Genomic DNA, 24,954 nt, shown 5'->3' on the forward strand with positions numbered 1-24,954 from the left:
ATCCGTGTCAGTTCAACGACGGGCGCGGATTGTTGGCAGCGTGCGAATGAATCTTCCGCACGCTCCACTCAACTGCGTCTCGCATGGTTTTGCCCAAGGCGGTGTCAAAAGCCGTAACAAGATCCGGCGTTTCGTCGCTGGTCGAGACAACGGCTTCCTGGAACGAGCTTGAAGCGATGATCTTGTCTTCGAACTCGTCGATGATCTTGATGTTCATTCGCACTTCGATTTTTACGGTTTTCGAGTTTTCGGTTTCTCCGACGACAATCCCTTGAAACTCGCGCAGGTCCGGAACGATGACGTAGTCGGCGCGCAGGCCGACCGTCGAACGACCCACGGCGGCGACACGACCGCTGTTTTCAAAGCTTTCGACCATCAACGCCTGAACGATCAAAGGTGCTCGGTCCACCCACCGGGCACGCGGCAGATACTGGACCTGCAGGGGCGTCGGCTGCACGGCAATCTGGTCGGTGTTCACCGCAGCGGTCGCAGTGGGTTCCTGGATGACGATCTGTTTCTGCACCCGGGGCAAAGACTGCGAGAACGTGCTCTTGGGGGTCAGCAGATACAGGTCGTTCGGTTTCGAGGCCTGTTTCAACGTGCCCAGACCGGCACATCCGCCCAGCGTCGTGATTGCAAGGGTCAGAAGAAGGGGCCTGATCATTGACGGAACTCCGATGCTTGGGTGCCCAGAAGGAAACGCGCGGGGTCGCGCTCGACCCTGTCGACAAGACGGTCCAGACTGATGACAAGGCGTTGGGATTCTTCCACGAAACGAACGAATTGTGGCAGTCCGACCCGCAGGAAGTCTGAAACCTGCCGGCGGTTTTGTTGAACGATGCCGTCAATCGTTCCCAACAGGTCCGATGCCGATTGCGACGCGCTCAGAACGTCCGCTGAAATCTGGTCGATCTTGTCGGTCACGTTCGTTACCGTTTCGGCCACTTTGGTGGCGGCGTTTCGGATGTCGTCAACAACCTGTGCAACGTCTTCGTCCATCACGCGATTGGCCGAGTCGAACGCGCGTTCTGCGGATGCCAGAGTCCCTTTCGCCGTATCCATGGCCGAGGTCACCGAGTCGAGCGTTTGGTTGGCGTTGGCAAAGGTGTTGTTCACCGTTGCCATTGTGACCGCGGCTTCATCCGACAACCCGATCAGGCGGTCCGCGAGTTGCGACCCGCGCTCGATGAAGGGGCGGACGTCGTCTTCGATGACCTTGTTTGCCGTGGCCAGCGTCTGGTTCGCGCTGTCCAGTGCGGTTTTCGCCGATTCCGAGGCCGTTTTGATGCTGTTCAGCGTATCAGTTCCGGTGGTCAGCGTGGTCTCTGCGGTATCGGCCAACTGATCCAGGCGTTTGGTGAAGGCCCCGATGTCCTTTGCCGCGCCGCCCAGATCGCTGGACAGGGATTCAAAATCGTTCAGGGTCTTGTCCAGCCGGCCCGAGGCGGAAGCCAGGTTGTCGAGGATGTCCGACACGGCCTTGCGATTGTTGTCATCCACCACTGCATTCAGGTTTTCCAGCAAGGTCACCGCCTCGTCCAGGACCTTGGGTGCGCCTTCGAACAGGGATTGGATGGCGCTACGCTTGCTTTTGATGACACTGTTCTGCGGCAGCCGTTCGGCATCGGGCGACCCGCCCGACAGCTCGACATAGCTGACGCCGGTCACCCCCAGCGACTGCAACTGCGCGATCGTGTCCGTGGTCACCGGAATGTCAGCATCAACCTCAAGCCGGACCCTTACTTTGGACGGGTCATCGTCATCCAGGTCCAGCGAAATGACCTGTCCCACGGGCAGGCCGTTATAGCTGACGCCACCGGCGGCTGACAGGCCCGACACGTTGTCGAACAGCACGTCATAGTAAGCGTATTGGCGCGTGACTTCGAACTTGGCCAGCCACAGGAAGAAGCCGAACGCGCTCAGGATGCCCGCCAGTGTAAACGCGCCGATCAGGATATAGTTCGCCCGGGTTTCCATCGCCTCTACCTGTCCTGCCCCTTCTGTTGCGCCGCGCGGGCCCGGGGGCCTGTGAAGTACTCCTGCACCCAAGGGTGGTCGACCTTGGTCATGTCTTCAATCGGACCTTCCACCAGCACGCGCTTTTCTGCAAGAACCGCAACGCGGTCGCAGATCGCGTACAGGCTGTCCAGGTCATGTGTTACCATGAAAACGGTCAATCCCAAGGCCTGTTGCAATTCTCCGATCAATTCGTCGTAGGCCGCGGCGCCGATGGGATCCAGCCCGGCGGTGGGTTCGTCCAGAAACACGATCTCGGGGTCCAATGCCAATGCTCGGGCCAGCGCGGCCCGCTTGCGCATTCCGCCTGACAGCTCTGACGGGAACTTGCCGCAACTCAGCTGCGGCAGCCCCACAAGGCTGATCTTGAGGCTGCCGAGCGCCCGCATCAAGCTCTCGCTCAGGCCGGTGTGTTCGCGCAACGGGGCCATGACGTTCTGAAGCACGGTCAGCGAGGAAAACAGTGCCCCGTCCTGAAAGGCGACGCCCCAGCGTTTCTCGATGCGGCGTCGGTCGGCCTCGGGGCCGTTCAGCACGTCGACACCCAAAACTTCGATACTGCCTGCCGCCGGTTTGTTCAACCCGACGATGGTGCGCAGAAGGACGGACTTGCCGGTCCCGGACCCCCCGACAATGCCCAGCACTTCGCCGCGCCAGACATCCAGGTTCAGGTCGTCATGCACCACCTGCGGACCGAACTGGTTGCGCAGATTGCGCACACGGATCACCGCTTCGCGCTGCGCGTCCAGCTTGGCGGTCGATGTCTGAGCGGATCCATCCATGTCAGACACCGATCTCGGAGAAGAAAATGGAAAACAGCGCGTCGATGGCAATGACCATGAAAATCGACTGAACAACCGACGCGGTGGTGCGTTGGCCGACGCTTTGGGCGGAACCCTTGACCTGCATTGCCTGCCAACAGGCGATCACCCCGATGACCATGGCAAAGAAAGGCGCCTTGATCAGCCCAACCGCCAGATGCCAGACGCTGGTGTTTTCCTTCAGGCGCGTAATGAACATTCCGGGGCTGACGCCCAGATCGATCCAGCTCATCAGGGCGCCGCCAAAAAGGCCTGCGATGTCGGCCACGAAGCCCAGGATCGGCAGCATGATAAGCAGTGCAAGAACCCGTGGTATGACGAGCACCTCGATCGGGTCCAGACCCAATGTGCGCATGGCGTCGATTTCTTCCTGCACTTTCATGGACCCGATCGAGGCCGTGAAGGCCGAGCCGGATCGACCAGCCACGATGATTGCGGTCAGCAGGATACCCAGCTCGCGCAATACCGAGATCGAGATCAGCTCGACCACGAAAATTTCCGCGCCGAACTGTTTCAATTGGGTGGCCCCCTGAAAAGCCAATACCACGCCGATCAGAAACCCCATCAGCGCCACGATGGGCAGGGCCTTGAACCCGGTTTCCTCCATCTGTGACACGACCGCGGCGCGGCGCAGGCGCCACGGCATGATCATCGTGCGGCCCAGCCGGTGCAGGGTCAGGCCCAGAAAGCCGAGGATCGACATGGTGTCGCGCCCGGCGCCCACCGTTGATTGGCCCAGGCTCTCAAGCCATGGCATGAACCCTTTTGGTGGGGCTTCGGCGGGAATGTCCTTGGGAATGTTCTCCGAGACGGTTTCCAGCAGCGCGGAATGTGCCGGTTTCAACCCGTCGAAAGCCACGGTCGCCCCCATGGCTGCACAGCGGTTTTTCAGGTCCGCGATCAGCCACGCGCCGCCGGTGTCCAGCGCATCGATTTCGGACATGTCGACCGTCACATGCGCCGCATCCGGGCGGGTGGTGCGAAAGGCGTCTTCGACGGCGCTCAACGACTGTGTCAGCATTTCGCCAGACACAATCACGCGCGCTGTGCCGCCTTCCTGTTCGACTGCGATCGAGGGTTTCGTCATGCCGGTATCAGACGGGAAACCGTTCCGGGCCGCAATGGCTTTGTTCAACCGGGCGGCGATTTGGGTGCGGGGGTTACCGGTTTGCACGGCCCGGGTCGCCCAAGAGGCGAGAATTGGCGCAAAACCGGTTGCCTGCCCGTGGGAACCCCGACACAGTCCGCACCGTCGAACACCAGTTTTCCAATGGGAATCACGGCATGAGCCAAGCAGGAAACGTTCTTTTCATCATCATCGACCAATTGCGGGCCGATTGTCTGCGCGGTGCTCTGGCTGATCATGTCAACCTGCCCAATCTGCGCGCCTTCATGGACGAGGCCGTTTCGTTCGACCGGCATTTTTCCGTTACCAATCCCTGCGGGCCGTCCCGCGCCTCGATCCTGACCGGGCAATACGCGATGAACCATCGTTCGGTCCGCAATGGCACGCCGCTGCGCCATGACACGCCGAACATCGCGACCGAGATGCGAAAAGCCGGCTATCTGCCGATGCTGTTCGGCTATACGGACACCTCGGCCGATCCTCGGGTTCATCATCCGAATGATCCGTCGGTGAAGACCTACGAAAACCCGATGCACGGGTTTCATGAAGTACTCGAAATGCGCCTTGAGGAGTCCTATCCTTGGCGGTCCTACTTGATGCGCCGGGGATACGAGTTTGAAGACTACTGGGATCTATACAAGCCGGTTTCGCCGGATGGGTCGGCCCCAAAATTGAATGACCCGGCCCTCTACACGGCCGAGGACAGCGACACCGCATTTCTGACCAACGGATTTCTGGACGGAATTGCCGCCTATCGAAACTCGGGATGGTTCGCGCATTTGACGTATATCCGACCGCATCCGCCACTGGTGGCGCCCGCGCCCTACAACCGGATGTACGATCCCAACGCGTTGCCTTTGCCAAACCGTCTGCCCAGCCCGGAGGACGAAAAGGTCGTGCACCCGTTCTTTGGACCCGCTCTGGCCTCGAATACACCAAAAGACTGCGTGCAAGGTTTTGCCGAGGTGGAGCCGATGGATGAGAACATTCAGACCCTGCGGGCCGTCTATCTTGGATTGGCAACCGAGGTTGACCATCATATCGGCCGGGTCATCCGGTTTCTCAAGGACAGCGGCCAGTACGATGACACGCTGGTGGTGATCACCGCGGATCACGGCGAGATGCTGGGCGATCATTATTCCTGGGGCAAAATGTCGGTGTATGACGCGGCTTACCACACGCCGCTGATCATTCGCATGCCTGGCAACGCTCAGATGGCCGGCCAGCGTGTCGAAGTGCCGACCGAGTCTATTGATGTCGCCCCCACGATCCTGGACTGGGTTGGGCAAGAGATCCCGAACTCGATGGATGGTCGATCCTTGTTGCCGCTGCTGCGTGGTGCCGTGCCTCAGGACTGGCGCCGGTATTCCTTTAGTGAGCTGGACTTTGCCGATCCGCTGACGCCTACTCAGTTTCAGCGTGATCTTGGAACGGGTCACAGCAACTCGTGTCTGGGCATCCTGCGTGACGAACGCTTTACCCTGGTCGAGTTTGCAGCCGACCTGCCGCCGTTGTTGTTCGACCACCACGGTCGGGGCGAGGCCGAGAATGTCGCCGCAAACCCTGACTACGCAGCTGATTTGGCGCGGCTTGGTCGTGAAATGCTGCGCCACCTTATGCGGAACATGGATCATTCCCTGTCCCTGCATTCCGTGACATCGCAGGGGCCGAAATCAGTGCGCAGGTTCGATTGATCCAGGCGGTTGCCGACGATTTTACTAACCTGTGCCGCCGCTGGCGGACACAGTTCCGCGCGGCCCCGGCGCCAAACAAATTCAGATAATTCAATGGACAAACGGTTTCCGTGGGGTATCGTGAGCTTGGAAATTCCTGCGCTGATCGCACTCGTCCGGGCCTCCGGACAGCTGACGTTCAGGGTGGACTGAGCGACGCAACAAACCCGAAAGGCGCAGTATGGTCGATTGGCTGGTGAATATCCTGCAAACCTATCCGGAACTGGCTGTCTTCCTCGCCATCGGCATCGGTTTTTTGGTCGGGCCAATCAAGGTCATGGGGTTCAGTCTGGGTTCGGTCACGGGCACCCTGTTGGCCGCCGTTGTGATCGGGCAGGCACAGATCAGTATCGATTCAGCGGTGAAGTCCACCTTCTTCATCCTGTTCATCTTCGCAGTTGGTTACGGCGTTGGGCCACAGTTCATTCGCGGCCTCAAGGTTGACGGCGCGCGCGAGGTGCTTTTTGCGCTGAGCGTTCTAGCCATTTGTCTGATCGTGCCGGTCGTGTCGGCCAAGATCGCCGGGCTCGAGCTTGGCTACGCCGCGGGCCTGTATGCCGGCTCGCAAACGATTTCGGCGGCGATCGGAGTGGCGACCGACCAGATCAACCAGTTGGGTTTGACGGCCGAGCAGGCCAAAACCTATTCCAACCAGATCCCAGTCGCCTATGCGGTGACTTATATCTACGGCACGATCGGGTCGGCGATCATTCTGGCCAAGATCGGCCCGCGTCTGATCGGTGTCGATCTGGTGGCAGCCTGCAAGGAATACGAGGCCAAGCTGAGTGGCGGCGAAGATGTCGAGACCGGAGGCGGCATCGTTTCGGCCTATCGCGCGATCGAGGCGCGTGCTTTTGAGATTCCCGAAGGCAGCGAATTGCTCGGCCAGCCGGTCAAGGATCTGTTGCCCGGTGTCCGCGTCTATGCCGAACGCCTCAGCCGAGGTGGCAAGATCGTTGAGGTTGACGCGGACACGGTGCTGCAAGCGGGTGATGTCGTGATGTTCTCAGGCCGACGCGGTGATCTTGTCGGAGCGCTGGAGCCCAGCCTCAAAGAAGCCGATGCGCCCGAGCTGCTGAGTATCCCATCGGAAAAACTGGATGTTTTGATCACAAGCAAGGACGTGCACGGCAAGACATTGGATGAGCTCAGCAAGATGCCTCAGGCCCGTGGCGTGTATGTGTCGAAGCTGACGCGGAACATGATTGATCTGCCGCTGCTGCCGGGCACGGTTCTGCATCGCGGTGACATTCTGACCATTCTGGGCAGCAAGCGCCATGTCGAGGCGGCCATCGCCGAAATCGGGTACGCCGACCGGCCCGTTGACACGACCGATCTGGCCTTTGTGGGCTGGGGCATTTTCATCGGGGGTGTCATCGGCACGCTTGCAATTACAATGGGCGGTTTTCCGATCAGCCTGTCTACCACTGGTGGCGCGTTGCTGGCCGGGCTGCTGCTGGGGTGGCTGCGCACCGTTCACCCGACCTTCGGTCGCATTCCCGCACCGTCGCTGTGGTTGATGAATACGCTAGGCCTGAATGTCTTCATTGCGGTCATCGGGATATCGGCCGGGCCCGGTTTCGTGGCCGGTTTGCAGCAGGCGGGTATCGCGCTGTTGTTATGGGGTATTGTGGCCACGTCTTTGCCGATGATTTTCTCGGTTTATGTCGGGCATTACATATTCAAGTTTCATCCCGCCATCCTGTTTGGCGCCTGCGCAGGCGCCCGGACCACGACGGCTGCGCTCGGCATGATCCAGGAGGCCGCGCAAAGCCGGATTCCAGCCCTGGGCTACGGCATGCCCTACGCGATCGGAAACACACTTCTGACGATATTTGGGATGGTCGTCGTTTTGATCCTCAGTTGATTTGGAAAGGTCTTGAGTCATGGACAGATTGAAGCTGCACGATTACGAAGCCCTCAGCCCCTTTCAGATCAAGGACGAGCTGATCAAGCTGGCCTCGGTCGAGGCGCGCAAATCCAACAGCGCCTTTTTGAATGCCGGCCGGGGCAATCCCAATTGGGTCGCCATCCGCCCGCGTGAAGCTTTCTTTGCGCTTGGCCAGTTTGCCGTGGCCGAGTCGCGCCGCGTCATGAATCATCCGGCGGGTCTGGGGGGGATGCCGGCCATGGCAGGTTGCCATGACCGTCTGTTGGAGTGGGGCCGGGCCAATTCCGAGATGCCGGGCGCCGACACGCTTTTGGATGTGGTCGACCACGCCATCCGGGCCTTTGGTTTCGACGCTGACGAATTCGTGCACGAACTGACGGACTCGATCATCGGCGACAACTACCCTGTTCCCGACCGTATTCTTAAGCACAACGCCGCCATCGCCCACGAATACCTGATGTGGGCCATGTGTGCCGGGCACCGTCCCGATGCGCAGTTCGACCTGTTTGCGGTGGAAGGCGGCACGGCGGCCATGTGCTATATCTTCAAATCGCTCAAGGCCAACCGGCTGTTGAACCCGGGCGACACGATCGCCCTGTGCACGCCGATCTTCACGCCCTACCTCGAAATGCCCGAACTTGAGGATTACAGCCTCGAGTCCGTTCACGTGGAAACGGACGAGGAAGATGGGTTCCAACTGACCGATGCTGCAGTCGAAAAGCTGAAGGACCCCAAGGTCAAGGCCTTCTTTCTGGTCAATCCGGGCAACCCGTCGTCGGTGGCCCTTAGCAATGCTTCTCTGCGCAAACTCGCGGATTTGGTCGAGAACCACAGGCCGGACCTGATTGTCCTGACTGATGATGTGTACGGCACATTCGTACATGATTTCACCTCGGTCATGGGCTACATGCCCCGAAACACGATCGGTGTTTATTCCTATTCGAAATATTTCGGCTGCACCGGTTGGCGGCTCGGCGTGATCGCCGTCGCGCAGGATAATATCTTTGACGAAAAGCTCGCCGTGCATCCTGCCGAGATCAAGCAGAAGCTCGACAAGCGTTACGGCACGCTCAGCCTGCATCCCAGCGAGATCAAATTCGTCGACAGGCTGGTGGCCGACAGCCGGGATGTGGCCCTGAACCACACCGCCGGATTGTCCCTGCCGCAGCAGGTCATGATGACGTTGTTCTCGCTCTGCGAGCTGGTCGACACAAAGAAAGCCTATCAGACCGCCTGTATCGAACTGGTGCATCGACGGTTCCACCTGCTGACCGAAGCCTTGGGGATCGAGGTCCAGCCGGGTGATCACTATGATGCCTATTACGGGATCATCGACTTCGAATTCTGGCTGCGAAAATACGTCGGCGAAGAGGTCGTGGACTGGATCAAGAAGAACGTCCACCCGTTGGACATCGCGTTCAAACTGGCCGAGGACTATGGGATCGTGCTGCTGAACGGCAGCGGTTTCGATGCGCCGAACTGGTCCGCACGAGTATCTTTCGCCAATTTGCCGGATGAGGCATACACCCAGATCGGTCGCGCTGTCCGTTCGGTCGCGCGCGGTTATGTGCAGGCCTATCGGGCGGCGAACAACAAGCCACTTCACGGTTGAATCGCCGTTAGCGGTCACGGTCATTTTCTGCGCCTGTGACATCGCGGATGTTGCGTTTTCCAGCTTTATTGATAAACCCGAGTAAATCTGAATCATCGGGAAAAATTATCTATAAAATGTCGGCTACATCGAACACCTGGACCCGCGAAACCGCTCAGGCCATCTATGACCTGCCGCTGATGGATCTTCTGTATCGGGCGCAGACCGTACATCGCGAGAATTTTGACCCCAACAAGGTGCAGATGTCGCGGCTTCTGTCGATCAAGACCGGCGGCTGCGCCGAGGATTGCGCCTATTGCTCGCAATCCGCGCGCAACGGCTCCAAGCTGAGCGCCTCGAAACTGATCGAGGTCGAACGCGTTCTGGCCGAGGCCCGCAAGGCGCGCGAGTCCGGCTCGACCCGGTTCTGCATGGGCGCCGCCTGGCGTGAGCCCAAGGCGCGCGACATGGATGCGCTTGTGGCGATGATTCAGGGCGTCAAGGCGATGGGCATGGAGACCTGCATGACGCTGGGCATGCTGGACGACACCCAGGTGGTGCAGCTGCGCGATGCCGGGCTGGATTATTACAACCACAACATCGACACGTCCGAGCGCTACTACCCCGAGGTGATCACCACCCGCACCTTCGCTGACCGGATCGATACGCTGAACCGCGTGCGCGAGGCGGGTATGAAGGTCTGCTCGGGCGGGATTCTGGGCATGGGCGAAAATGGCGAGGACCGGATCGACATGCTGGTGACGCTGGCCAACCTGCCCGAGGCGCCGGACTCGGTTCCGATCAACATGCTGATGCCGCAGGCTGATACCCCGTTGGCTGACGCCAAGCCGGTCGACCCGATCGATTTCGTGCGCATCATCGCGCTGGCGCGGATCATGATGCCGAAGTCCCACGTCCGTCTGTCCGCTGGCCGCAGCGACATGAGCGACGAGATGCAGGCCATGTGCTTCTTTGCCGGTGCCAACTCGATCTTTGCCGGCGACACGCTGCTGACCGCCGAGAACCCCGAGGAAAGCAAGGACGCGATCCTGTTCGCCAAGCTGGGCATCCAGCCGATGGAGGCGGAGTCCGAGGCCCGCGTGGACGCGGCCGAATGACAGCGACCGCAAGGCTGGGCAATGCGCTGAAGGTGCTGGAAACGCGCCATCGGCTGCGCAGGCTTGCGCCCCGCACGGGGCTTGATTTTGCATCCAACGACTATCTGGGCTTGGCCGGTTCCGATGTTCTGAAACGCGCGGCGCAGGACGCGCTGGACCGGGACGTTCCGCTGGGTTCGGGCGGGTCGCGCCTGCTGCGCGGCAACCATCCCGAGCACGAGGCGCTGGAAGCCGAAGCCGCCGCCTTTTTCGGCGCCGAGGCGGCGCTGTACATGGGCGGCGGGTTTCAGGCCAACCAAGCGATTTTTTCGACCCTGCCGGCGGCCGGGGATCTGATCCTGCATGACGAGTTGGTCCATGCAAGCGCGCATGAAGGGATGCGCCTGGGTCGGGCCGAGACCCGTGGTTTTGCGCATAACGACATTTCGACGGCGCGCGCGGTGCTGGCCGACTGGCGCGCGCAAGGCGGCAAGGGCCAGGTCTGGATCGCGGTCGAAAGCGTCTATTCGATGGAGGGCGATCTGGCCCCGTTGACCGCCCTTGCCGAACTGGCCCGGACCGAGCAGGCGGTGCTGGTGGTGGACGAGGCCCACGCCACGGGCGTCTTCGGCCCGAACGGGCAGGGGCTGGCCCATGGGTTGGACGCCGAGGTGCTGACCCTGCACACCTGCGGCAAGGGGCTGGGCGCCAGCGGCGGGCTGATCTGCGGACCGCGTGAAATGATCGACACCCTGATCAACCGGGCACGACCGTTCATCTTTGCGACTGCCCCGTCGCCATTGGACGCCGCCATCGTGCGGGGCGCGTTGCGGGCCGTCGGACAGGACCCGGGCCTGACATTGGCCGCGCGCAACCGGATGGCCCATGCCCACGCCGAGGCCGCGCGTCTGTGCGGGTTGATCGGATTTCACAGCCAGATCATGCCCGTCATCGTGGGCGCGGACGCGGCCACGATGGATCGCGCGGCGAACCTCCAAAATACGGGCTTTGACGTGCGCGGGATCCGCCCGCCCACCGTGCCGCGTGGCAGCTCGCGGCTGCGGGTCTCGATCACCGGCAACGTGGGCGCGCAGGACATCACGGCGGTGTTTGAGGCCATCGCCGAACAACAGGCAGGAACCGCATGACCACAGTGATCGTGACCGGAACCGACACCGGCGTCGGCAAGACCGTGTTTTCCGCCGGGCTGACCGCGGCCCTTGGCGCGCAGTACTGGAAGCCCGTGCAATCGGGGCTTGAGGACGAAACCGACAGCCAGATCGTGGCGCGCCTGTCCGGCCAACCGGTCCTGCCCGAGGCCTATCTGCTGAACCTGCCCGCCTCGCCGCACCTGTCGGCCGAGGCCGAGGGGGTCGAGATCGACCTTGACCGGCTGACCCTGCCGCAGACCGATGGCCCGCTGGTGGTCGAAGGGGCAGGGGGCGTCATGGTGCCGCTGACCCGGCAGGCCTATTACCTTGACCTGTTCGCCCGCTGGCAGGCGCCCGTGATCCTGGTGGCCCGGACGGCCCTTGGCACGATCAACCACACGACCCTGTCGCTGATGGCGCTGCGCGGCGCCGGTTGCCCGGTGGTCGGCGTGGCCTTTATCGGCGACCCCGAGCCCGCGGTCGAACAAACCATCATCCAGATGTCGCAGGTGCCCCACCTGGGACGCCTCGGCCGGATCGAGACTCTGACACCCGACACCCTGCTTCACGCCTTCGAGGCGATCGACATGGACACGATCCGAGGTGCCCTGTGACCCCGCTGGAATTTGACGCCCGCCACCTGTGGCACCCCTACACGAACGTGGCCGACCCGGGCCCGATGCATCTGATCGACCGGGCCGAGGGCGTGTATCTGTACCGCGAGGATGGGGTGAAGATGATCGACGCCATGTCCTCGTGGTGGTGCGCCATCCATGGGCACCGTCACCCTGCGATCACCGCCGCCATGCAGCAGCAGCTGGACCGGATGCCCCATGTCATGTTCGGCGGTCTGACCCACCGGCCCGCCATTGATTTGGGCCGCAAGATGGTGGCCCTGCTGCCCGACGGTCTGGACCGGATCTTCTATTGCGACAGCGGCTCGGTCTCGATCGAGGTGGCGATGAAGATGGCGGTGCAGTTCCAGATGGCCCATGGCCGCACCGACAAGGTCGAGTTCGCCACGATCCGCGGTGGCTATCACGGCGACACCTGGAAGGCGATGAGCGTCTGCGACCCCGTCAACGGCATGCACGGGCTGTTCCGCGGCGCGCTGTCGATCCAGCACTTTCTGCCGCGCCCGTCCGTTCGCCTGAGCTGCGATTGGTCCGAAAACCCGGCGCAGAACGGGCTCGACGCTCTGGAACAGTTGCTGCGGGACAAAGCGCACCGGCTGGCTGCGCTGGTGCTTGAACCGGTCGTGCAGGGCGCGGGCGGCATGTATTTCTATCACCCCGAGTGGCTGCGCCGGGCCAAAGCTCTGTGTCAGGCCCATGACGTTCTGGTGATCTTCGATGAAATCGCCACCGGATTCGGCCGTACCGGAGAGCTGTTTGCCACCACCCATGCGGGCGTGACGCCGGACATCATCTGCCTGGGCAAGGCGTTGACGGGGGGGCACATCTCGTTCGCCGCAACGGTAACCACCGAACAGGTCGCCCATGGCATCGGCAACAGCGAGGCTGGCGTGTTCATGCATGGGCCCACCTACATGGCCAATCCGCTGGCCTGCGCTGCCGGCATCGCCAGCCTGGGGCTGCTGGAAGACGGCGGCTGGCAGGCTCGAGTGCGGGCCATCGAGGCGCAGATGAAGGCCGAGCTGGCACCGGCGCGCGGCCTGCCCGGCGTCGCCGATGTGCGGGTGCTGGGCGCCATAGGCGTGATCGAGATGGAGCACACGGTCGATCCGCGCATCGCGCATCGGCGAGCGCCGGAAACCGGTGTCTGGCTGCGTCCCTTCGCGCGCAACATCTACTGTATGCCGCCCTATGTGATCTCGGGCGACGAGCTGAGCCGGGTGACGGCGGCCATGGTCGAACTGGCGCGGGGCGACGCATGAGGCGGCACTGGTTAACCCGTGACGGTGGAGCGCAGTTGACGCTGGTGTTCGGCGGGTGGGCGCTGGGGCCTGCGCCGTTTGCGCGCCTGACCGGGGCGGCGGACGTTCTTGTGGTTGACGACTATCGCAGCCTCGACGACGCGCTGCCCGAAACCGGCGAATATGACACGGTTCGGCTGCTGGCCTATTCCTTCGGGGTCGCGTCGGCGGCGCATTGGCTGGCGGGTCATGGGCTGACCTGCGTCCGCAAGGTTGCGGTCAACGGCACGCTGTTTCCGGCGGATGCCGACCGGGGCATCGCACCCGAGACGGTGGCAGCCACGGCAGATGGCCTGAGCGCGGCCAGCTTTGCCCGGTTCTGCCGCCGGGCCGGGCTGGATGGCCCCGCGCCCGGGATCGATTTCGCCGCGGCGGCCGAGGAACTGCGGGCCATCGCGGCGCGCGGACCTGCGCCCGATCCCAAATTCGACCGGGTCTGGATTTCCGCCTCGGACCGCATCGTGCCGACGGCCGCGCAGGAAATGGCCTGGGGCCAATCGGACACCGTGCGCCGCATCCCCGGCCCGCACCAGCCTTTCGCGGCGGGGCAGACCTGGGCGGAGTGGTTCGCATGAACGCCATGCCGACGGACCGCATCCGGCGCAGTTTCAGCCGCAGCTTCGGCAGCTATCACTGCGCCGCTGGCCCGCAGGCCCGGATCGCCCGCGCGTTGGCGCAGCGGCTGGTCGATCTCGGGGCACCCCGCCAGTTTGGCACCCTGTTCGAAATCGGCTGCGGCACCGGCCATCTGACCGAGGCGCTGCACCAGCAGTTTTCGTTCACCCGGTCCACGCTCAACGACCTGATGGCCGAGGCCCGGGACACCGCGCGGCGATGGGGCGCGGATTTCCTGCAAGGCGATATCCGAAATGTGACATGGCCTGCGCGGCCCGACCTGATCGCCTCGGCCTCGACGGTCCAATGGCTGGACGATCCGGCGGCAGTGGTTCGCCGCGCGATGCACGAGGTCGCACCCGAAGGCTGGGTGGCCATTTCGGGATTCGGCCCGGACCAGTACGCCGAGCTTTCCGCGCTGGGGTCGGCCGCCCGCGCGCCCGGCTTGTGCGCCCCTGATGATCTGGCCGCAGGCATCGGCCCCGAGGTTGAAATCCTTGACCTGTGGCAGGATCGGCAACCGCTGTGGTTCGACACGCCGTTGGACGTGCTGCGCCACCTGCGTGAGACCGGGGTGAACGGCCGTGCGGCGCAGGTCTGGACCCGCGCCGACCTGACCGATTTCAGCACACGCTATCGCGCCGCGTTTTCCGGCCCCGAAGGCGTGCGCCTGACCTATCACCCCGTTTGGATCATCGCCCGCAAACCCGGTTAGGGGCCAACCGGTCGCATCCGGCCCCCCTACACCTGCCCGAAAACTGGTGATAGGCCTGTGCCCAGGGGAGGATCGGCTTGGACATTTCCGAACAGCGCATCAAAGAGATGACCACCGCAGGGCTGAACCTGATCGGTCAGGCCCTGTCGATCTATGACGACAAGCTGCGCCTTGTGGTCAGCAACAAGCGCTTTCAGGAAATGTTCGACCTGCCCGAAGCCCTGGTGCAGCCCGGTGCACTGTTCAGCGACACGATCCATTTTCTGGCCAGCCGGGGCGAATATGGCCACGATCAATCGGTCGAGGATCTGGTCAGCGTCCGGGTCGAACAGGCCTTGGCGTTCGAGCCGCACTACATGGAGCGCGTGCGCCCCAACGGACAGGTGATCTCGATTGAGGGCGCGCCGCTGCCCACCGGTGGCTGGGTTGCCGTCTATACCGACATCACCAGCACCAAGCGGGTCGAAGAGCTGCTGCGCAGCCGGTCTGAGGAGCTGTCGGACCAGTTGCTGAGCCATGCCGAAGAGCTTTCGGCGACCAACCGGCAACTGGCGGCCACGATCAGCGCGCTGGAAGAGGCCAAGCGCCAGCTGACCGAGATCGAAGCGCGCACCCGCATGACCACCGAGATGATGCCGGCCCATATCGCGCATCTGGATGCTGAGGGGCGGTACGACTATTCCAACCGGCGGCTCAGTTCGGTCCTGCCGGGGCGGCCGTCTGACATCCTGGGGCTGCACATCTCGCAGGCGCTCGGCGCGCATGCCTACGAGCGGGTCCGGCCGCATCTGCAACAGGCCTATGACGGTCAGGCCTCGGTGTTCGAATTCACCGAGGATCAGGATTCGCGCCGCATCCGTGTCTCGTTCACGCCCGATGGCATGGGCGGCGTCTATATCATGTCGGTGGACATCACCGAGGAAACACAGGCCCGCGTGGCCCTGCAGCAGACCCGGCGCCGGGCGATGGCGGCGCAAATGACCAGCGGGCTGGCGCATGATTTCTCGAACCTGCTGACCATCATCCTGGGCATGCAGGCCAAACTGGAGAAGATGGACCTACCCGAAGACGCCGCCGAGCTTGTCGCAGCAACCCAGCAGACCGCGCGGCGCGGCGGGCAATTGCTGAACCGCATCGCCGACATGACCGGCAATCGCACTCCGCAGCCACAGGCCACCGACATGCGCGGCTTGCTTGAGGATCTGCGGGTGCTGGCCTCGCCTTCGCTTCCGCGTGGGGTGGGGCTGTCGGTGGTCAACACCCTGCCGGACGAGGCGCTGATGCTGGACCCGGGCATGGTTCAGGACGCGTTGTTGAACCTGGTGCTGAACGCCCGCGACGCCTGCGGCAGCAGCGGGCAGATTACCATCAGTGCCCATGCGATCGGCCGGATCTGGGTGGAAATCACCGTATCCGATACCGGTCCGGGGTTTTCGCCGGATGCGCTGGACAAGGCGCTCAACCCGTTTTTCACCACCAAGGGCAGCAAGGGGTCGGGGCTGGGCCTGCCGATGGTCTATGACACGGTCAAGCTGGCAGGCGGAGACCTGCAACTGCGCAACACGCCCTCGGGCGCATCCGTGATGCTGCGGCTGCCCTACCGGCCCGCTCCGCCTGTCCAGTCGGGCCTGGCGCTGCTGGTCGAAGACAGCGACGACTTGCGCCACCAGTTCCGCGACATGCTGGTCGATCTGGGCCTGTCGGTGATCGAGGCGACCTCGGCGGATGAGGCGCTGGTCCTGGCCACCAGCCTGGACGATATCTCGGTGATCCTGTCGGACATCCGGCTGGAGGGCGCTGCCACCGGCATTGATCTGGTCGAACGGCTTGCTCTGCCAATTCCGGTGATCCTGATGACCTCGCTACCCTATGATGACCCGCTGCACCGTCAGGCTCTTGCCAAGGCGCCGGTCCTGCGCAAACCCTTCACCCGCGCGCAATTGTCCGCGCTGATCCGAACCGAGGCCGCCTGATGACCCAACCCCTGGTGACCATTCTGGACGACGAACCCGAGATCCGCCGGATTCTGACCGAAGCGCTGGAGGATGCCGGGTTTAGAACGCAGAGTTTTGCCCGCGCCCGCGAATTCGAAGCGTCACTGAAACGGGTCACGCCCGATGTCTGCCTGGTGGACTTGTCGCTGCCGGATACAGACGGGTTGGCGCTGGTGCATCGGCTGGCGCTGGAACAGGGGGCGGCGGTCATCATCATCTCGGGGCGGGCACAGGTACAGGACCGGGTGACGGGGCTGGAGTTGGGGGCAGATGACTACATCACCAAACCCTTTGACCCGGCTGAGGTGGTGGCCCGCATCCGCGCCCGTCTGCGTGCGCCCAAGGCACAGCAACACCATTCGGATGTGGCTCGGTTCAACGGCTGGACTGCCTATTTCGATCGCTATGTGTTGCTGTCCGATACCGGCGCTGAAACACCGTTTAGCCATGCCGAAGGCGAAGTGTTGCGGTTGTTCCTGGAAAGCCCCAAACGCCTGATCAGCCGCGCGCAGATGCAGGAAACACTGGGTGGCGCAGCCGGTGAAAGCTTTGACAGGGCGATGGACGTGCGTATTTCGCGCCTGCGCACGAAGCTTGGTGAGGACCCGAAAAACCCGAGCCTTATCAAGACGATATACGGCGCGGGGTATATTTTTCTGGGGGATGTCGCATGGGATTGACCAATTCCGTCGGTTGAATTCGACTTGCACGACGCCGAACCAGACCACTGGTGACGCGGTCTGGTTTCTTGGGCTGCCTCTGGAAATCCGGCTGAAGTGACCTTAACTTCTGCCGGCTACACTTTGCGGTGCGGTATTGAAGCGCGTAACTATGGCAGCTTGCAAACTCTGCGCTGACGCGCAAGAAAGCGTCAGCTTGATTTGGAGACCCTTATGATCAGGAAAACCTGGGCCAAGTGGCGATCCGGCCATATCGGTCGGCTGGTGGGTGACAGCCTACGGGCGCAAGGCAAGAAATATGCAATTGCCATGTTTGCCATGATGATCGTTGCCGCGACCACCGCAGGGACGGCCTGGATGATGGAAAACATCGTCGATGCCATGACGTCGCCTGACATGCGGTCTCAGGTTCATATCATAGCGTCAGCAGTAATCGTGCTGTTCCTGGTCAAGGCGCTGGCTTCTTACGTCCAGTCCGTGTTTCTGGCTCGCGCCGGCAACCGCATCATCGCCGAGCAGCAGGAGAAGTTGTACAAAAAACTGCTTCGGCGTGGGGTGGATTTCTTTTCCAAAAGTGAGTCTTCGGACCTTCTGATGCGTGTGACCCGGGGCGCGTCGGCCGCGCGGACGCTGGTCGATGTGATCGTGACCACGTTCGTTCGGGATGCGCTGACGCTCGTGGGTCTCATCTTTGTGATGGTTTATCAGCAGCCTGTGCTTTCGGGGCTGTTTTTCATTGTTGGGCCGGTCGCGCTGCTGAGCGTGCGCTATCTTTTGAAAAGCGTCCGCTCGATCATGCAATCCGAGCTCAAATCACTGGCCGAAATCATCCGGGTTCTGCAGGAAACATCGGCCGGGATCAAAATCATCAAGGTCTTCGCACTCGAAGATCGAATGACCGAGCGGATGAACTCGGCCATAAGAAGCGTTGAAAAACGCTCGAACGAAATTGCCAAGCTGCAGTCCATCGCCAGCCCAATGATGGAATTTCTGGCCGGTGTAGCCGTTGCCGGCGTGTTGGTCGTCAGCACAATGGGAATTGCCGGAACTGAACCGCCGACCGCGGGTCAGCTGATGTCCTTCATCACGGCGCTTCTGATGGCCTATGAACCGGCCAAGCGGCTGTCCCGGATGCGGGTGACCATCGAATCCACGTTGGTTCCGATCGAGATGATGTTCGAACTGCTGGATCAGGAAGACCCAATGCGCGAAAGCCCGCAACCCCAAGAGCTGCGGTCCGGTCCGGGCGAGGTACGCCTGCGGAACGTCACCTTTGGCTACAGCGGTGGTATGCCGGTGATCAATGGAATGAACCTGACCTTTGAGGCTGGAAAGACAACCGCTCTGGTGGGGCAGTCGGGTGGAGGCAAGTCCACGATCTTTGGCCTCATCATGCGGTTCTACGATCCTGACCAAGGCTATGTCGAGATCGACGGACAGAATTTGCAGGATGTCAGCTTTGCCTCGTTGCGGCGCAAGATTTCTTATGTTGGCCAGGATACGTTTTTGTTCTCCGCGACGGTCATGGAAAACCTCCGATACGCCCGTCCCGATGCGACCGAGGACGAGATTCGCGATGCGGCCAAAGCCGCGCATGCGCATGACTTCATCATGTCGCTGCCCAAGGGATACGACACCGAAGTCGGAGAGAACGGTGCGTTTCTGTCGGGAGGGCAGAAACAGCGTCTGGCAATTGCCCGAGCCATTCTTCGGAAGGCTGAAATTCTGCTGCTCGACGAAGCCACCAGCGCGCTGGATGCCGAGTCCGAGGCTCTGGTGAAGCAGGCGTTGGATAAGCTGACGGAGAACGTGACCACGATCGTCATCGCTCACCGTCTGTCGACCGTGCTTGAGGCAGACAAGATCATGGTTGTCCAGGATGGTCAGGTGATCGAACAGGGCAAGTTGGATGAGTTGATGGAACAGAATGGCAGCTTCCGCCGCCTGTTCGATCAGCAATTCAAGACACCGGCTGCATAATCAATCCCGCAAAGCCTGGTTCTTTACCTTGAGAACAGGCTGGATGAGATAGTCGAGAACGGTCTTCCGGCCGGCCAGAATGTCAACTTGTGCGATCATCCCCGGAATGATCTCTACCGCCAAGCCATCGGCGTCCAACAAGGTGCCGCTGGTTCGGATTTCGACGACGAAGACTTCCTCGTCCTGCCGCTCTGACCGTGTAATCGTATCCGCACCGATGCGAACAATTTCGCCGTCCAGCGCGCCGTATCTGGCAAAATCATATGCGGTGATCTTGACCTTGACCTGCTGACCCGCGCGCAGGAATGCGATGTCGTCAGGGCGGACATAGGCTTCGACCAGCAGGTTGTCGTCCAGCGGAACGATTTCGACAAGATCCTCGCCGCTGCGGGCCAAACCGCCCAAGGTCGTGCGGTGGATTCGGTTTACGATGCCTCGGACTGGCGCACGAACCTGCGCGCGCGCCGCGCGGTTCACCAACGCGGGCAGGGCGGGCTCAAGCGCCGCAAGCTGCGCAGTGGCAATGGCAAGATCGGTCAGTGCCGCGCTGCGAAACCGGCTTTTGGTAGCCGTGATGCGGTCATCGATTTCACTCAGCCCGGTTTCCAGACGGTTTGCAGCGGCCTCGGCCCTTACCTTGCGCCCCTTCCATTCCGCCTCGCTGCGTCGCAGGGCCAGCAGAGTTGTCGCAGGTTCCATCTTGCGGCGGACCAGAGGCTCCATCAAAGCGCGCTCTTCGGACAGGACCTTGAGTGTTTCTTCTGCAGTGACCCGGTCCACCAACCCCTCTTCCAATTCGCGCTGCCTCTGCTCACGTTGGCGTTCCAGAATGGCGATCTCGTCGGCCAACTCCGATTTTCGGCCGAGATAAAGAGCCGTTTCCGAGCGAACGACGTCCGGTGCTTGTTGCACAAGCTCGGGCTCGAACCGCAAATCGGATCCGTCAATTTCGGCCTGCAATCGCTTAATACGCGCCCTTAGTCCCAATGCCCTTTGCCGCTCGGCGTCCAACTCGCTGCCGACTTGTGTCGCGTCCAATTCCATCAGCAAAGCGTTTTTGTCGACGATCTGACCCTCTTGAACATGAACAGCCTGAAGAACCCCGGGTTCGGTTGCTTCGATCACCTGAACGTCGCCAGACGGCACAACGCGACCGTCCGCGCGGACTACATCGTCCAGTTCGGTGACGAAAGCCCAGACGCCGGCCGTCAGCATGCAGCCCAACACTGCCAGCAGCAATACCGAACCGCGAAACCCCGAGCCGCCGTTCATCTCGCGGGCCAATCTTGCAAGGTCAGGATGCCGCGACATTCATGTGCCTCCGCGCGTCTTTGGCTCGTTTGGTGAGAACTGACTTGACGGCGTCAACGCCCACTTTGCCGTTTTCGATCACGATGACCCGGTCGACCAGTTCCAACAGACTGGCCCGATGGGTAACGATGACCATAGTCGTATCCGCAGCCGCTGCCTTCAGCCGCTGAATGATGTTCGCCTCGTTCTTGAGATCCATCGCGCTGGTGGGTTCGTCCAGCAACAGGACGGGCGGCTGCCCGATCAATGCCCGGGCTAAGGCGATCGTCTGACGTTGCCCGCCCGAGAGCCCCTCGCCACGTTCGGCCAGTATAAGATCGTACCCGCTGGGGTGCCGCGATACAAAGTCTTCGACCCCCGAAATGCGCCCGGCCCGGATTAGATCTTCGTCGCGCGGGCGGACCGCACCGGCCGTAATGTTTTCGCGGACCGAGCCCGAAAACAGCCAAATATCCTGCAAGACCGACCCAATGTTGCGTCGAAGGTCCCCAGGATCAATCTGGCGGATGTCAATCCCATCCAAAAGAACCGATCCGACACGGGGCTGGTACAATCCCAGAAGCAGTCGTGCGATGGTGCTTTTTCCTGATCCGATCCGCCCGAGAATCGCAACTTTTTCCCCCGGTTTGATGTCGAAGGACACGCCTTTCAGTGTGTCCTCATCCTGGTCTGGGTAGGCGAAATACACGTTGTTGAACGTGATACGCCCTTTGAAGTTGGAGCGGCTGATCCAGGTGCGCCCCGACGGCCTCTCACTATCGGCTTGCATCATTGCGTCAAGGTTCCGGTAAGCACTGCGCGCCTGGTTGAACCGAGTCAGGGTTTGAGACAGCTGACCCAACGGTGCCAAAGCCCGTCCGGTCAGCATCACTGAGGCGACCAAAGCGCCCATGCTGGTCAGGCCGTCCGCTATCAGAAAAACACCGTAAAACACGATCAGGACCTGGGCCGCCTGCTGCGTGAAACCGGTCAGGTTCAAGGCGAATTGTGTGATGGCACGCGACCGAACACTGTTGCCGGATTGTCGTTCGATCGCCTCTTCCCAGCGTCGCCGCATCGTGCTGTCCGCAGTGGTGGTCTTAATCGTTTCCAGACCGGCCAGAGTTTCGATCAGCACGGATTGCTTTGACTGGCCATCCAAAAAACTGCGTTCCGCCAAGCGGGACAAAAGCGGCTGAATGGCGAGCCCGGCGATCAGCACGACTGGTACGGCGAGAGCTGGGATCAGAACCAACGGTCCGCCGACCATGTAGATCGTAAGCAAAAACAGACCGATGAACGGCAAATCAACCACCATGACCAGCGTAGCCGACGTGAAGAACTCGCGGAGTGTTTCGAACTCACGCACCGTGTTCGCCATGGCGCCGGTTGATCCGGTTCGGGACTTCATCTGGATATTCAGAAGTTGATCGAAAACACGTCGACCCATCAACATGTCCGCATTCTGTCCTGCCCTGTCGATGAAACTGGCGCGCAGGATCTTCAGCACAAAATCAAAAAACAGCGCGATGCCGACACCGATGGTCAATGCGACCAGAGATTCCACGGCTTCATTTGGCAGAACCCGGTCATAAACGGTCATGATGAAAACCGAGGTTGAAAGCCCCAGAATATTCGTCAGAGCCGCGGCCAGAGCAACCTGCAAGTACGACCACCGATTGGCCACAAGCGCTGATCGGAACCAGTGACGGCTTGGTTGGCTTGGGTTGTTTTTGATTTCCTCGGAGTATGCTCGACGAAATAACATCGCATAGCCGGAATAGACGGCGTCGAGCTGGCATTCATCCATCTCACCAATGCTGTCTCCAAGCTCTGGGTCGTGGATCAACAGACGGCCAGACTTCGAACGGCCATGGTAAACCACGGCCCGCTGGTCATCGAGCAACAGTATTGCCGGGGCGAGGCTTGGATCAAACTCCGACAGCCGGCGCGGCCCGAAGCCCGCCTGCAATCCATGGTCATGGGCCAGTGCGATCGCGTCTTGCACCTTCAACCCACCAGAGACCGAGGATTGGGCCGCCAAAAGGCTGGCTTTGGTCAATGGCCGACCAAGCTCTGCCGCCACATGCAGCAGACATGCCTCAAAGTTGGTGAGGGGCAGGGATGTAGGAGGCTGGCTACGTTGGGTCATGGTCTGTTGCCCCATGTTCTGAGCTGGATGCCGAGCAGATCAATGATGTCGCCCGTAAGGCTGAGCGCGGCGTAGTTCGTTAGGAAGAAATTCTGCTCCGCCAGGATCAGTCGCTCTTGGGCGTTCACATAATCGCGCTGCGCGTCCAGTATTTCGATTAGGCTGCTGCGCCCGATCTGGAATTGCTCTTGAGTGGCGGCAACGCTGTCGGCATTTGCGGCAACTGCGATGCGGGCCTCGCGCAGACGCTGGGCGCCGGCCTTTTGGTCGGATCGAATGAAACCTAGCTCGCGCTGGATTTCCCGAACAAGAACCTCACGGGCATATTCCGCTTGTTTGACCCGCGCTTCGGCGGCGGCAATTGCAGTCCGCCGTTGACCGGTGCTGTCCAGCTCGTAGTTGACCGAGAGGTCTACGCCGAAATTAGCGTCCCTGCTGTCGTCCTGGTTGGCAAATGCCGAAACCCGCACGTCCGGCTGACGCCTCGCAGTTGCGGCAGAGCGGTCTGCCTGTGCCGCCAGAACCGCAGCGTCTGCGCGTCGAACCTGCGGGCTGTCCATCACGATGACGGCGTCGCTTCTCGACAGGTTGGGCGCTGGGACAGGGGGATCCAGTTTGCCTGGTGGGGTACCGAACACCTCTTGGAATCGCGCATTGGCACGATCAGCCTGAGCCCGGGCATCCGCCAACTTGGTCCTAGCATCCGCGACCCGAGAACGCGCCGTCAGAACGTCGGCAGCGGAACCGGCCCCTTGCGCGGCGCGGTCGGAGATCTGCTTCTCGATCTCCTCATGGCGGCGGACGTTTTCCCAAGCGATTTCAACGATTTTCCGCCGGTCGATGACCAACACATAGGTTTCAATTGCGGCAAGGGCCGTCGCGGCTGCGGTTTGAAGCTGATCGCCGCGGCTTTCGAGGACACGGGCCCGCGCCGCTGCCAAGTCTCCGGCGGCAGCTCCCCCGTCGTATACTAGCTGTGAAACCCGCAGATACGGTGATACATCCGCAATATCCGAATCCACCCGTTCCGATCGGGCATTCACGCCAAGTGACACCTGCGGAAGAAAGGCTCCTTCTGCCGCGTCCATATCGGCAAAGGCGGCGTCAACGCCGGTCTCGCTCTGTGCCAGGTTCGGGCTGGCTTCTACCGCGCGCCGTATTCTCTGGCCGAATGAACTGCGAGTCAGATGGCCCGACGGCTTTGTCGCGCCAGCACCCGTTGATCCCTCTGAAAAAGCCATCTCAACCGGGGCAAGATCCGGAACCGGCTCACAAGCCGCAGTGAGCACGGCCACCAAACCGATCAGCAGAGGCAAGATGAGTCGATCAGATGTAGGCATATTTGGCCTCCGCATCCGACAAGTCTCGTTCCCGGGCAATGGCATCCAAGAACCCCACAAGGTCGGAGTCCCTGCCGTTTGCGGGAGTGCTGATCACCTTGGGAGAATGCGTCTGGCAGTGGTGCATCCACAGAAGATGGTTGAGCGAGACTTGATGAGCGAAAATCAACTGCATCGCTCCGCTAGATTGCAGAACCGCTGTCTGCGCCGGCCCAAGTTGGTTGAAGCGTCGAAAGTCCACGCTCATCCAACCGTCGGGCAACTCCGCATCCTTAAAACGGGTCAATTCGACGAATAGGCCCAATTCCTTTATCAGCGCGCAGGCACGTCGGGTTGCGTTGCGATCGGCCAGAAAGCTCTTCAAGAAGCCTTTCAGGGTTTCCAGTTCAGAGGAGATCGAGCCGTCCTTTGCGAAGAACGGGCTGCCGGATTGGTCACAGGACACGAGTCCGGTGGTTTCATCTACAACAAGCTTGCCTGAGCTGGTGCGCGATCCTGCTTCGCCACCGACCAGTTCGATCGAAAACGGATGGCATCTCAGCAAGGAAGGAACATAGGTGGCCCGCCAGCGTCCTTGGTCCGAAACAAATGGTGTTTCCGGAGAAGCTGCGGTCGCCAGAACAGCATGAGGGGATACCCCGCCCCCCGAGGATCGAAACGCAATTGGAAAAGAGGCGGCTGCTTCTGAGACTTCCGCACTTACGATCTCGCACTCCAATCTGCAGCGCGCGAAATCGTAGGATGTAAATCTGTGCCACGAGCGATCGGAATGCCAGTCGAAAGTGACGGGTACTGGGCCGTTCTGTGCCATTGATGTCTCCGCTGG

General features: G+C 61.3%; 20 protein-coding genes. 12 read left to right on the forward strand and 8 right to left on the reverse strand.

The window, feature by feature from the left end; all coding sequences use genetic code 11:
* Positions 1–7: 7 nt before the first annotated feature.
* The 4 genes from ACR0DA_RS14860 to ACR0DA_RS14875 are packed head-to-tail and all read right to left on the reverse strand — an operon-like array spanning position 8 to position 3,924.
* The gene (locus ACR0DA_RS14860) at positions 8–664 is read right to left on the reverse strand and encodes an ABC-type transport auxiliary lipoprotein family protein (RefSeq protein ID WP_170365932.1); all 657 of its coding nucleotides are present in this window, start codon (positions 662–664) and stop codon (positions 8–10) included.
* Positions 661–1,977, reverse strand: coding sequence for an MlaD family protein (locus tag ACR0DA_RS14865; protein WP_480754669.1), 1,317 nt, complete (start codon positions 1,975–1,977; stop codon positions 661–663). The genes ACR0DA_RS14860 and ACR0DA_RS14865 overlap by 4 nt, the downstream gene beginning before the upstream one ends.
* A 5-nt stretch (positions 1,978–1,982) precedes the next feature.
* The gene (locus ACR0DA_RS14870) at positions 1,983–2,798 is read right to left on the reverse strand and encodes an ABC transporter ATP-binding protein (protein WP_170341340.1); all 816 of its coding nucleotides are present in this window, start codon (positions 2,796–2,798) and stop codon (positions 1,983–1,985) included.
* 1 nt (position 2,799) lies between these two features.
* Positions 2,800–3,924, reverse strand: a complete 1,125-nt coding sequence (locus ACR0DA_RS14875; RefSeq protein ID WP_170452434.1) for an ABC transporter permease — start codon at positions 3,922–3,924, stop codon at positions 2,800–2,802.
* Positions 3,925–4,121: 197 nt separating this feature from the next.
* Here ACR0DA_RS14875 and ACR0DA_RS14880 point away from each other — a divergent pair, with 197 nt between their 5' ends.
* From ACR0DA_RS14880 to ACR0DA_RS14935, 12 genes are all read left to right on the forward strand, one after another.
* Complete coding sequence (locus tag ACR0DA_RS14880) at positions 4,122–5,657, forward strand: sulfatase-like hydrolase/transferase (RefSeq protein WP_480754671.1); 1,536 nt, start codon at positions 4,122–4,124, stop codon at positions 5,655–5,657.
* 220 nt (positions 5,658–5,877) lie between these two features.
* Positions 5,878–7,563, forward strand: a complete 1,686-nt coding sequence (gene aspT, locus ACR0DA_RS14885) for an aspartate-alanine antiporter (RefSeq protein WP_480754672.1) — start codon at positions 5,878–5,880, stop codon at positions 7,561–7,563.
* A 19-nt stretch (positions 7,564–7,582) separates the two neighbouring features.
* The gene (locus ACR0DA_RS14890) at positions 7,583–9,199 is read left to right on the forward strand and encodes a bifunctional aspartate transaminase/aspartate 4-decarboxylase (RefSeq protein ID WP_480754674.1); all 1,617 of its coding nucleotides are present in this window, start codon (positions 7,583–7,585) and stop codon (positions 9,197–9,199) included.
* 116 nt (positions 9,200–9,315) lie between these two features.
* Positions 9,316–10,296 carry a biotin synthase BioB gene (gene bioB, locus ACR0DA_RS14895; RefSeq protein WP_170341916.1) on the forward strand — a complete coding sequence of 327 codons (981 nt, stop codon included), beginning with the start codon at positions 9,316–9,318 and terminating at the stop codon, positions 10,294–10,296.
* A complete protein-coding gene (locus tag ACR0DA_RS14900) occupies positions 10,293–11,423 on the forward strand; it encodes an 8-amino-7-oxononanoate synthase (protein ID WP_480754675.1) in 1,131 nt (376 codons plus the stop codon). Before bioB ends, ACR0DA_RS14900 begins: the two co-directional genes overlap by 4 nt.
* Positions 11,420–12,040: a dethiobiotin synthase gene (bioD, locus tag ACR0DA_RS14905; RefSeq protein ID WP_170367360.1), complete on the forward strand. Its 621-nt coding sequence runs from the start codon at positions 11,420–11,422 to the stop codon at positions 12,038–12,040. The genes ACR0DA_RS14900 and bioD overlap by 4 nt, the downstream gene beginning before the upstream one ends.
* Entirely contained in the window at positions 12,037–13,323 is a 1,287-nt protein-coding gene (gene bioA, locus ACR0DA_RS14910) for an adenosylmethionine--8-amino-7-oxononanoate transaminase (RefSeq protein WP_480754678.1), read from the forward strand. Before bioD ends, bioA begins: the two co-directional genes overlap by 4 nt.
* Positions 13,320–13,937 carry a pimeloyl-ACP methyl esterase BioG family protein gene (locus tag ACR0DA_RS14915; protein WP_480754680.1) on the forward strand — a complete coding sequence of 206 codons (618 nt, stop codon included), beginning with the start codon at positions 13,320–13,322 and terminating at the stop codon, positions 13,935–13,937. Before bioA ends, ACR0DA_RS14915 begins: the two co-directional genes overlap by 4 nt.
* Positions 13,934–14,692 carry a methyltransferase domain-containing protein gene (locus ACR0DA_RS14920; protein WP_170359363.1) on the forward strand — a complete coding sequence of 253 codons (759 nt, stop codon included), beginning with the start codon at positions 13,934–13,936 and terminating at the stop codon, positions 14,690–14,692. Before ACR0DA_RS14915 ends, ACR0DA_RS14920 begins: the two co-directional genes overlap by 4 nt.
* A 107-nt stretch (positions 14,693–14,799) precedes the next feature.
* A complete protein-coding gene (locus ACR0DA_RS14925; protein ID WP_480754717.1) occupies positions 14,800–16,665 on the forward strand; it encodes a PAS-domain containing protein in 1,866 nt (621 codons plus the stop codon).
* Positions 16,665–17,366, forward strand: coding sequence for a response regulator transcription factor (locus ACR0DA_RS14930; protein WP_480754682.1), 702 nt, complete (start codon positions 16,665–16,667; stop codon positions 17,364–17,366). The genes ACR0DA_RS14925 and ACR0DA_RS14930 overlap by 1 nt, the downstream gene beginning before the upstream one ends.
* A gap of 213 nt (positions 17,367–17,579) precedes the next feature.
* The gene (locus ACR0DA_RS14935) at positions 17,580–19,346 is read left to right on the forward strand and encodes an ABC transporter ATP-binding protein (protein ID WP_170359366.1); all 1,767 of its coding nucleotides are present in this window, start codon (positions 17,580–17,582) and stop codon (positions 19,344–19,346) included.
* On the opposite strand, the gene ACR0DA_RS14940 is transcribed toward ACR0DA_RS14935, so the two are convergent.
* Genes ACR0DA_RS14940 through ACR0DA_RS14955 form a run of 4 tightly spaced genes read right to left on the reverse strand, consistent with a single transcriptional unit; the run spans position 19,347 to position 24,939 of the window.
* A complete protein-coding gene (locus tag ACR0DA_RS14940; RefSeq protein WP_480754684.1) occupies positions 19,347–20,657 on the reverse strand; it encodes an HlyD family type I secretion periplasmic adaptor subunit in 1,311 nt (436 codons plus the stop codon).
* On the reverse strand, positions 20,641–22,788 hold the full coding sequence (locus tag ACR0DA_RS14945; RefSeq protein ID WP_480754685.1) for a type I secretion system permease/ATPase: 2,148 nt from the start codon (positions 22,786–22,788) through the stop codon (positions 20,641–20,643). Before ACR0DA_RS14945 ends, ACR0DA_RS14940 begins: the two co-directional genes overlap by 17 nt.
* Entirely contained in the window at positions 22,785–24,128 is a 1,344-nt protein-coding gene (locus ACR0DA_RS14950) for a TolC family protein (RefSeq protein ID WP_480754687.1), read from the reverse strand. The genes ACR0DA_RS14945 and ACR0DA_RS14950 overlap by 4 nt, the downstream gene beginning before the upstream one ends.
* On the reverse strand, positions 24,115–24,939 hold the full coding sequence (locus tag ACR0DA_RS14955; protein WP_480754688.1) for a SapC family protein: 825 nt from the start codon (positions 24,937–24,939) through the stop codon (positions 24,115–24,117). Before ACR0DA_RS14955 ends, ACR0DA_RS14950 begins: the two co-directional genes overlap by 14 nt.
* Between the last annotated feature and the right edge of the window lie 15 nt (positions 24,940–24,954).

This window comes from Ruegeria sp. CI8 (assembly GCF_056536865.1).